Source organism: uncultured Novosphingobium sp. (assembly GCF_964277725.1).
GTDB classification, from domain to species: Bacteria; Pseudomonadota; Alphaproteobacteria; order Sphingomonadales; family Sphingomonadaceae; genus Novosphingobium; species Novosphingobium fluoreni.
On the sequence record NZ_CAXYKL010000107.1, the window covers coordinates 1 to 8,994 of the forward strand.

General features: G+C 63.9%; 9 protein-coding genes and 1 pseudogene. 4 read left to right on the plus strand and 6 right to left on the minus strand.

The window, feature by feature from the left end:
• The 3 genes from ACHWRX_RS06545 to ACHWRX_RS06555 all read left to right on the plus strand — a co-directional run.
• A partial coding sequence (locus tag ACHWRX_RS06545; RefSeq protein ID WP_394658587.1) for a hypothetical protein occupies positions 1–398 on the plus strand: 398 nt, incomplete at its 5' end.
• A 322-nt stretch (positions 399–720) separates the two neighbouring features.
• Positions 721–1,395 carry a hypothetical protein gene (locus ACHWRX_RS06550; protein WP_394658588.1) on the plus strand — a complete coding sequence of 225 codons (675 nt, stop codon included), beginning with the start codon at positions 721–723 and terminating at the stop codon, positions 1,393–1,395.
• Between the two features lie 180 nt (positions 1,396–1,575).
• Positions 1,576–2,586 (plus strand): tyrosine-type recombinase/integrase, encoded by a 1,011-nt coding sequence (locus tag ACHWRX_RS06555; RefSeq protein ID WP_394658589.1) that lies wholly within the window; start codon positions 1,576–1,578, stop codon positions 2,584–2,586.
• 97 nt (positions 2,587–2,683) lie between these two features.
• Here the strand turns inward: ACHWRX_RS06555 and ACHWRX_RS06560 are convergent, their stop codons facing one another.
• Together ACHWRX_RS06560 and ACHWRX_RS06565 are read right to left on the minus strand one after the other, a co-directional pair.
• Positions 2,684–3,460, minus strand: a complete 777-nt coding sequence (locus ACHWRX_RS06560) for a GGDEF domain-containing protein (RefSeq protein WP_394658590.1) — start codon at positions 3,458–3,460, stop codon at positions 2,684–2,686.
• A 208-nt stretch (positions 3,461–3,668) separates the two neighbouring features.
• Positions 3,669–3,965, minus strand: coding sequence for a hypothetical protein (locus ACHWRX_RS06565; protein ID WP_394658591.1), 297 nt, complete (start codon positions 3,963–3,965; stop codon positions 3,669–3,671).
• A gap of 153 nt (positions 3,966–4,118) precedes the next feature.
• On the opposite strand from ACHWRX_RS06565, the gene acs reads away from it, so the two are divergent.
• Positions 4,119–6,068, plus strand: a complete 1,950-nt coding sequence (acs, locus tag ACHWRX_RS06570; protein ID WP_394658592.1) for an acetate--CoA ligase — start codon at positions 4,119–4,121, stop codon at positions 6,066–6,068.
• Positions 6,069–6,073: 5 nt separating this feature from the next.
• On the opposite strand, the gene bluB is transcribed toward acs, so the two are convergent.
• The 4 genes and pseudogenes from bluB to ACHWRX_RS06590 all read right to left on the minus strand — a co-directional run.
• Positions 6,074–6,709: a 5,6-dimethylbenzimidazole synthase gene (gene bluB / locus ACHWRX_RS06575; RefSeq protein ID WP_394658593.1), complete on the minus strand. Its 636-nt coding sequence runs from the start codon at positions 6,707–6,709 to the stop codon at positions 6,074–6,076.
• A 1-nt stretch (position 6,710) separates the two neighbouring features.
• Entirely contained in the window at positions 6,711–7,460 is a 750-nt protein-coding gene (gene cobF / locus ACHWRX_RS06580) for a precorrin-6A synthase (deacetylating) (protein WP_394658594.1), read from the minus strand.
• Entirely contained in the window at positions 7,457–8,773 is a 1,317-nt protein-coding gene (locus ACHWRX_RS06585; protein WP_394658595.1) for a cobyrinate a,c-diamide synthase, read from the minus strand. Before ACHWRX_RS06585 ends, cobF begins: the two co-directional genes overlap by 4 nt.
• A pseudogene (locus ACHWRX_RS06590) lies at positions 8,770–8,994 on the minus strand (precorrin-4 C(11)-methyltransferase); the annotation flags it as partial. The pseudogene ACHWRX_RS06590 and the gene ACHWRX_RS06585, both read right to left, overlap by 4 nt.

The following is an 8,994-nucleotide window of genomic DNA, read 5'->3' on the forward strand; positions in this document are numbered from 1 at the left end:
TTCAGTGGCCAGCGCCGGCAGCCCGGGACCACAAGGGCACGAACTCACCGGAGCATCTGCAGGTCAGCAGCGGCTCGCTGCACCTCGATCAGCTTCCGAACTTCGTGGAGCACGTCTTCCTCCCGCAGTCATCCCCGGACCTTCCGACACTAGTCGCTGGATCGACGTCCTCGACCGATTCCCCGAACTCCAACCAGCCCTCAGCGAAGAGGAAGCTCAATCCCATGTTCGTCGAGGCGTTGATGCGATGGCCCACCGGGTTGAGCGGCTTCGAGCGACAGGAAATGGCGTTGATCCTGTGGCAGCTGCGTATGCATTCCTTTCTCTCAGCGCTCTGCTCGGCGTCTGATGACATGCCCGGCGGGGATCAGATGGATCTGTTTGGAGCGGCGGCATGATCGGCTTGCGCCTCCTCTCGCATGGCGGCTCGCCAGCAGGACAGTTCTCGTGTCGGCGGCAGGCCTCAATCTTGGCGAGGTATCTTAGGGACGGGTACTGCAATTCGGGTCTCCTGATCGGTTGGACCCGGTCTCCTATGAGCACACCTCGCCATCGCTCTACGGACGGTTGCGCGCACCAGGATGAACCAGGTCGCGAGCAGCGTTCGCATGCGTGGCGCGGCGTTTCCTCTTGCGGGATTTCTCTCGTCAAGGTGATCCGGGCTGCTGAACATCGTGCAGCCGTTTCGGACCGATCTTTACCGCCGTCAGGATCGCTTGCATGAGCCAGAACACCAGCAGCGCCGTCATGCAGCAGCGCAGCGAGGCAAGGGACTCGCTCGACGACTTCCCGACGCCCCCTTGGGCGACACGCGCGCTCACCGAATGGCTCGCCGATCGCGGGTATCCGCTTCACCTGCAAGACGTGCGCGAGCCGGCGGCGAATCGCGGACACATGGTGAAACCATTGCGCGAGGCGTTCGGCCACGTGATGGCGTCCGACGTCGCGGACTATGGTTTCGGCTTCCCTCAGCGCGATTACCTATTCGGCCTTGATGAGCACATCGACCGCACGGATTGGACGATCACGAACCCGCCGTTCCGCTTGGCCGAGCAATTCATTGCCCGCGCACTGCGCTTAAGCCGGATTGGCGTCGCCATGCTGGTAAGAAACGCCTACTTGGAGAGCGAGGGCAGGGAGCAACTGTACACCGGCACGCCGCCCGCCTTTGTTCTCCAGTTCGCCGAGCGTGTTGTGATGCTTCGCGGTCGCCTTGTGCGCGCGGGTGCCGTGGATCACGCGAACATCGATCCGACCACCGGCAAGCCGCGCAAGGCATCGACTGCGACCGCTTACACGTGGCTGGTCTGGATCAAGGGCGAAACAGACACGCGCTGGCGACGGATCGAGAAGTGCCGACTGCGGCTTGAGCGGGAGGGAGATTACCCGGCATGACCGCCAAGCGTCGCCTCGTACCCCTTACCGAGTTGAAGGAACTCTTCGACTTTCTGCGCCAGGAGGGTTTCGACCCAGCTGCCTGCTCCGTTGACATCCGCGCTGATGGCGTGGCTGTGTCACCCCCGGCCACGACTCCGGGGAACGCCTATGATGCATGGAAGGCGAAGGACAAGAATCGTGACCGGCCTGCACGTAGTCAGTAAGCGCCTGAGCACTGGACGGCGCTGGTTCGTCTACGCCTGGCGGGGCGGCCCCTGTATTCACAAGCAGGACAGCGAGGATAAGCCGGTAATTACGCGCGAAATTCTCGATGCGCAGTACCGGGCCCAGCAGGAAACGATCGGTCGCGCGCCCGAGGATATCGACTGGCTGATCAAGGGTTACGAGGCGAGCCCGAAGTACATCAAGACCAAGCCGTCGACCAAGAAGGACTACCGACTTTGGCTGACGCGCATTTCCGAGCGCTTCGGCGCCACGCCTGTCGACGCCTTCTGCGACTGGCGCATGCGTGGTGACGTGATCGAGTGGCGCGACGCCTGGGCCGCGCAGCCCCGCACCGCCGACAAAGCCATCGTGATGATGGTCACCCTGCTGAACTGGGGCGTAGAGAACGGCAAGCTGGAGCGTCACTTCTGCCACGGCATCGAGTTGCTGCACTCAGTCGATCGCTCCGAACAAATCTGGGAGGATCATCACTGGAAGGCTGTCGAGGCAGTCAAGGACTTCCCACCTCACATCATGACCGCGCTCCGCCTGGCGCGGCTGACCGGATTGCGCCTTGGGGACCTGGTCGCCCTCGAATGGAAGCAGGTGTTCGACAAGCAGATCACGGTCGAGCGGACTCGCAAGCGCGGGGGCAGAGCGGTCATCCCGATCTTTCCAGAGCTGCGGGCGCTCTTGAATGAGATCGGCCGCAAGGATGGCACTGTGCTGCTCAACAGCCGGAAGCAGCCTTGGACAGCGAGCGGGCTAGAGACTGTCTGGCAGCGCAAGCAGCCGAAGGACTTCGACCGTACCCTGCATGACCTGCGCGGCACGTTCGTCACCTTCCTAGCGGTGAAGGGATTTACAGACGAGCAGATCGCCAGGAGCGTTGGCTGGACCGCCGAAAAGATTGGCCAGATCAGGGCGCGTTATGTTGACGAGGCCCGCGTTGTAGTGTCCTTGGTCGAACGGCTTTCGTCGTGATTCCGGTTTACACAGCGATGGAAAGTCACGGAAAGCTGCGGGCCGACTGGGCAGTGGTTTACAAGAAAACCGAGCCTTTTCAATCCGACCCAAGAAATCATAATCCGCGTGTCGGGGGTTCGAGTCCCTCCTCCGCTACCAGGCCTTCGATCTTCACATGATCGCAATTGAACGGTACCGGCTTGTCGAATTGTCGAGCGGTGTTGCCGCCAGCGCGCTTTGCGGCGACCAGCGCGTGGTCGGCATCGCGCAAGGGGCTGTCTAGGCTTCCCAAGTGATGGCCAAGAGGCGCTATCCCGATTGACGCGGTGACGCGTGGCATGTCTGGCAGGCGCGCCATCGGTTCGCTGATCGCAGTCAGGATACGGGCCGCCACGCGATCGGGATTACGGATGGTCAGGCACCCGAACTGATCGCCACCCAGCCGTGCTACCGCGCGAATGTCACCAGCTTCCTCAATGCGGGATAGCCGATCGCCCACTTCGGCCAGAACCTTGTCACCCAGCAGGTGGCCGGACCAATCGTTGATCGTATGGAATTGATCGAGATCGATCATGATGAGGTAAAACCCGATCTCCGCATTTTTCAGAGCCTGCATGAAGGCGCGACGGTTGCCCAGGCCCGTCAGATCATCGATGCGGGTAAGCTTGTCGGCTTCGATCTCCACGACGGCCCGCTCTCGCAGCCGCGCTTCCAAGACACTTTGCCGGCGCCCCATCGCGTAAAGCGAGGCGAGTGCGAACAGGACGATCGAAAGGGCAACTTCATCAGCTTTATATTGCTCAAGCCGAGCGAGCCAGTCGTGCAATATATCCGCGACGTCGAAGGAGAGGCACAAGGTAGAGGCGGCAAGCGCGATTAGAAAGGGTGACAACCGCCAAACCCACGCCTTCGCCGCCCCCGTTTTTCGGAGGAACGGCGTCAAATAACGCGGAACCCTGTTTTTCCCCATGATCCATCAGACCAAAGGCGACAATTCTTAACAAAATCTAAAATGGCAGCAGGGAAACTTCCTTAAACGTTGAACAGCCATCGAAGATAATTTGCGCAGGCAGTCTCTGTGGAATTGTCGTGCCCTGATCCTAACCTTCTTTAGTGGTGGAATTGAAGTTTTTCGGGCCTTTCACTTCGCTTTCGCCGAGCTGACCCGTGCCATGATATGCCGCACCGGATTGACCGCCGTGGAATTTCTCCTCGTCTTCCGACGAACCTTTGCCGGTGTGCGGATTGGGATAGGCGCCCCCTTGGCTTTCACTTTGCGAGCGACCATGGGTAGTGGCCGTTCCCACTCCGTCGTCTCGCACGCTTGGCTGGCCTTTACCGCTGGCCTGCAGCGGAGATTTGCCTTTTTCATCTACGCTTTGTTCGTCGTCATCCATGAGCTCGCCTCTCCAGTCGGTGCTTTGCCGCAAGAACTTAATCGCTGAAGAACGACAAACGTTCCGTGCCCGCGGACTTGCGTGGCCACCGTCTCCGCTTCTAAGCGGGTAGCGTAGCCGCGCTTGTCTTTCGGTGTGCCAAGGAGTGATCGCATGAGCCAGACCGTCTATCCCGTCCCGGCCGAATGGGCCGCAAACGCTTTGGTGGACGAGGCCGGCTACCGTGAGATGCACCGCCGATCACTCGACGATCCGGAAGGCTTCTGGGCCGAGCAGGCGAAGCGGATCGATTGGATAACACCCTTCACTCGCGTGAAGGAAACCAGCTTTGACGAGGCGGATTTCGGCATCCGCTGGTTCGGCGATGGTGCGCTTAACTTGTCCGCCAACTGCCTCGACCGGCATCTGGAAGCGCGCGGCGATCAGGTGGCGATCCTGTGGGAGCCGGATAGCCCCGATGAGCCGGAGCGGCGCATCACCTACCGCCAGCTGCACGCCGATGTCTGCCGTTTTGCCAACCTGCTGAAGAGCCGTGGCGTGGGGAAGGGCGATCGGGTCACGATCTATCTGCCGATGGTGCCCGAGGCGGCGGTGGCAATGCTGGCGTGCAGCCGGATCGGTGCGATCCACTCGATCGTGTTCGCCGGCTTCTCACCCGAGGCGCTGGCGGGCCGCATCCAGGATTGCGACAGCCGGATCGTCATCACGGCGGACGAGGGCCTGCGCGGTGGTAGGAAGGTGCCGTTGAAGGCGAACGTCGATGCCGCGCTGAACCACGCGCCGGGCGTGGAAACGGTGGTCGTGTTGAAACGCACGGGCGCTGACGTGGCGATGAGCGATGGTCGCGACATCGACTGGGCAGGCGGCATCGCAGAGCAATCGGCTGAGTGCGAACCGACCGCGATGGGCGCGGAAGATCCGCTGTTTATCCTTTACACCTCCGGCTCCACCGGCAAGCCCAAGGGCGTACTGCACACCACCGGCGGCTATACGGTGTGGGCCGCGATGACGCACGAATACGTCTTCGATTACCGCCCCGGCCAGATTTACTGGTGCGCGGCCGATGTCGGCTGGGTGACCGGGCATACCTATGTCATTTACGGCCCGCTGCTGAACGGCGGCACCACCGTGATGTTCGAAGGCGTACCCAACTTCCCCGATCCGAGCCGCTTCTGGCAAGTGGTGGACAAGTTCGGCGTCGAGATCTTCTACGGCGCGCCCACCGCGCTGCGCGCCTTGATGCGTGAAGGCGATGAATGGGTGGGCAAGACCAGCCGCAAGTCGCTGCGCCTGCTTGGCTCAGTCGGCGAACCGATCAACCCCGAGGCGTGGGAGTGGTACTACCGCGTGGTCGGCGAGGAGCGTTGCCCGATCGTCGACACCTGGTGGCAGACCGAAACCGGCGGCGCGACGATCACGCCATTGCCGGGCGCAACGCCGATGAAGCCCGGCTCTGCCAGCTGGCCGATGTTCGGGGTGAAGCCACTGCTGCTGGATGCAGATGGCAAGGTCCTGGAGGGCGCGGCGGAGGGCAGCCTTGTCATAGCCGATTCATGGCCTGGACAGATGCGCACGGTCTGGGGCGATCATGACCGGTTCTTCCAGACCTATTTCACCACCTACAAGGGCTATTACTTCACCGGCGACGGCTGCCGCCGGGACGCGGACGGGTATTACTGGATCACCGGCCGTATCGATGATGTGATCAACGTTTCGGGCCATCGCATGGGTACGGCCGAGATCGAAAGCGCGCTCGTCGCCCACAGCAAGGTGGCCGAAGCGGCAGTGGTCGGCATGCCGCATCCGGTGAAGGGGCAGGGCATCTACGCCTATGTCACCACGAATGCCGAGGTGGAGCCCGACGATGCCCTGCGTGCCGAGCTGGTGAAGTGGGTGCGCACCGAGATCGGCCCGATCGCCACGCCAGACGTGATCCAGTTCGCACCGGCCCTGCCCAAGACGCGTTCGGGCAAGATCATGCGTCGCATCCTGCGCAAGATTGCGGAGAACGACACCGGCAACCTGGGCGACACTTCCACATTGGCGGACCCCAGCGTGGTCGATCACCTGCTCGCCAATCGTCCGGCAACCGCGGAGGCCTGATAGCCCTAGCGTTCCAAGATGCGGTCGGTCAGGGGTTCACGCCCCTGCCAGCCGCGTCGCTCCAGTTCCGGCGTATCGGAGGGCTGGGCGGGATAGCCCAGGCATAGCACGGCGATCAGTGACCAATGGCGCGGAACGTCCAGCATCCTTCTGACGACCTGAGGGTCCAGGATCGACACCCAGCCCAGGCCGATCCCGCGAAGGCACGCCGCCAGCCACAGCGTCTGGATCGCGGCGACGCAGGAATAGCGCCGCATTTCGGGCATGGTGCCGACGCCCAGCCCATGGCCGGTCTGTGTTTCCTCGTCACAGAATACCGCAAGTACCTCCGGCGCTTCGGCAATGCCGTGCAGCTTCAGCGACCGGTAGAGCGCCTCGCGCTCTTGCCCCTCGTAGCGCTGCGCGGCCCTGGCGTTCTCGGCATCGACATGCGCCGCCAGCTCCTCTCGCAGGCCGGGTGAGCGCAGCCGTACCCAGCGCCAGGGCTGCGAATGGCCGACCGAGGGCGCCAGCGAGGCGAGGGCCAGCACGTCCTGCATGTCCGCCTCGGCGATGGGCGTCGTGGCAAAGTGCCTGACATCGCGCCGCCAGCGTAGCAATGTCTCGAAGTCGGCGGCGAAGCCGTCGTCGAAGGGCGGCATCTCAGACCCTGCGCATCAGATAGACGTCCATGATCCAGCCGTGCCTCTGCCGCAATTCGGCACGCAGCGCGGCGATGCGCGGCCCGGCTTCGGACAACGGACCATGCTCCAGCGCCTGATGCGCCATGCCAAGGTAGGCACCCCACCAGATCGAGACGCCCTGCGGCGCGATCGCTTCGAAGGCGCAGCCGCTGTCCAGCATCACTACCACCGTATCGACGCCCTGGGGCCAGCCATGATCGCGCAAGGCGCGCGCCGTGGTGATCGTGACGGCACCTGCCAGCGGGTTCAGCGGGATCGCGTGCGCAGCGGTCAATGCCTGGATGCTGGTGATTCCCGGCACCACTCGCACGGCCATCGCCATGCCGCCCGCCAGCAGCCTCTGGGCGATGCGCAAGGTGCTGTCGTACAGCGAGGGGTCACCCCAGACGAGCAGCGCCAATTGCCCGCCTTGCGGCAGGTGCGCGGCGATCTGGTCTCGCCAGGCGGCGGCGATCGCGTCATGCCAGTCCTGCACCGCCTGCACATAATCTCCGGAGGCATCGCGCACCGGCATGTCGAACTCCACGACGCGGACTGGGCGGCTGAGGACGGCTGCGCATATGGTGCGACGCAAGTCGATAAGGTCGGACTTGGCGCTGCCCTTGCGGGGCAGCAGGATCAGGTCCGCCTCGTTCATCGTGCGCACCGCTTCGGCGGTGAGGTGATCGGGGTTGCCGGTGCCGATGCCGATCAGATGCAGCGCGATCATTCCTGGGCCGCTTCCGCGATCATGTGAAAGAACGAGCCGGTGACATGCCCCTGCCGCGATCCCGTCTCCGCCACGACATCGCCGTTGGCGTCCGTGACCTCGGCCAGCGGATCGCCGCTCTGCTTTAGGATGGTTGAGTAATGGAATTCATGCCCGCGCAGGCGCGTGCCCGCCGGGATCGTGCCGATCGAGCCGTGCAGCCGCGCCAGCCGATATCCCAGGTGCATCCTGCGCTGGGCGTAGCTGGTCTCCAACCCAAGCAAGCCCGCCATGCGATGCCGCTCTCCTTGTTTGTCGACCAGCGCATCGCCCAGCACCATATAGCCGCCGCACTCGCCGTGTACCGGACCGCGCTGGGCATGGCGGCGCAGGCCGTCCAGGAAGTGTTCCGCCGCCGCGATGCGCCCGGCATGAAGCTCCGGATAACCGCCGGGCAGCCAGACCATATCAGCCGAGGGATCGGGCGCTTCGTCCGCCAGCGGGGAAAAGGGCATCAACTGCGCCCCGGCATCGCGCCAGCCCGCCAGCAGGTGAGGGTAGAGGAACGAGAACGCCGCATCCTGCGCGATGGCGAGCCGCTGCGCCGGCGGGTCCGGCAATCGCCCATCCGCGCCAGGCACGAATGTAGAGCGCGCTGCCGCCTGGATCGCCGCCAGATCGACATGCGCGCTCAAGAACGCGGCATAGCCTTCCACCGCGCGCTCGAGGTCGGGGTGTTCCACTGCCTGGACGAGGCCGAGATGCCGTTCGGGCAATACCAGATCGCCACGGCGAGGTAAAACGCCCAGCATGGGCATTCCGATCGCGTCCATGCCCCTGCGCAGTAGCGCTTCGTGGCGCGGACTGGCCACGCGGTTCAGGATCACCCCGGCGAACGGAAGGTCAGGATCGAAGCTGCGAAAGCCTAGCGCCGTCGCCGCTGCGGACTGCGCCTGACCCGAGGCGTCCAGCACCAGGATCACCGGCCAGCCCATCCGCCGCGCCGTCTCCGCGCTGGCGCCGATGCCGCTTTCTCCGGGACGGGCAACACCGTCGAACAGTCCCATCGATCCTTCGGCGACGATCATGTCCGCCCCCACCGCCTGCGCCGCGATGGCGTCGAGCAAGCCGGAACCCATGGCCCAGCTATCGAGATTGAAGGACGGCCTGCCGCTCGCCGCGCGATGGAAAGCGGGGTCGATATAGTCCGGTCCGCTCTTGAAGGGCTGAACGGTAAGGCCAGCATGGGTCAGGGCGCGCAGCAGGCCGAGCATGACCGTGGTCTTGCCCGTGCCGGATGCGGGTGCGGCGATCATCAAGCCGGGAACGCTCATTCCGATACTCCCGCGAAAGGTGAACTGGCATCCTGCGGGCGAAAGCGCCGGTCGTAGCCGGGGGCGTAGAGGCTGCTCTCGGCGAAATGCTCGGCCCCCAGCACCGGGCCGACGAGGATCAGCGCCGTGCGTTCCATGCTGCCGGCGATGGCTGTTTCGATAGTGCCCAGCGTGGCGCGGACTACGCGCTCGTCCGGCCAGCTGGCGCGCCACACCACGGC

What these genes read in the sequence shown, in the direction of transcription:
- ACHWRX_RS06550 (WP_394658588.1), top strand. Translation starts at nt 721, where the DNA reads ATGAGCCAGAACACCAGCAGCGCCGTCATGCAGCAGCGCAGCGAGGCA.
- ACHWRX_RS06565 (WP_394658591.1), bottom strand. Translation starts at nt 3,965, where the DNA reads ATGGATGACGACGAACAAAGCGTAGATGAAAAAGGCAAATCTCCGCTG.
- acs (WP_394658592.1), top strand. Translation starts at nt 4,119, where the DNA reads ATGAGCCAGACCGTCTATCCCGTCCCGGCCGAATGGGCCGCAAACGCT.
- bluB (WP_394658593.1), bottom strand. Translation starts at nt 6,709, where the DNA reads ATGCCGCCCTTCGACGACGGCTTCGCCGCCGACTTCGAGACATTGCTA.
- cobF (WP_394658594.1), bottom strand. Translation starts at nt 7,460, where the DNA reads ATGATCGCGCTGCATCTGATCGGCATCGGCACCGGCAACCCCGATCAC.
- ACHWRX_RS06585 (WP_394658595.1), bottom strand. Translation starts at nt 8,773, where the DNA reads ATGAGCGTTCCCGGCTTGATGATCGCCGCACCCGCATCCGGCACGGGC.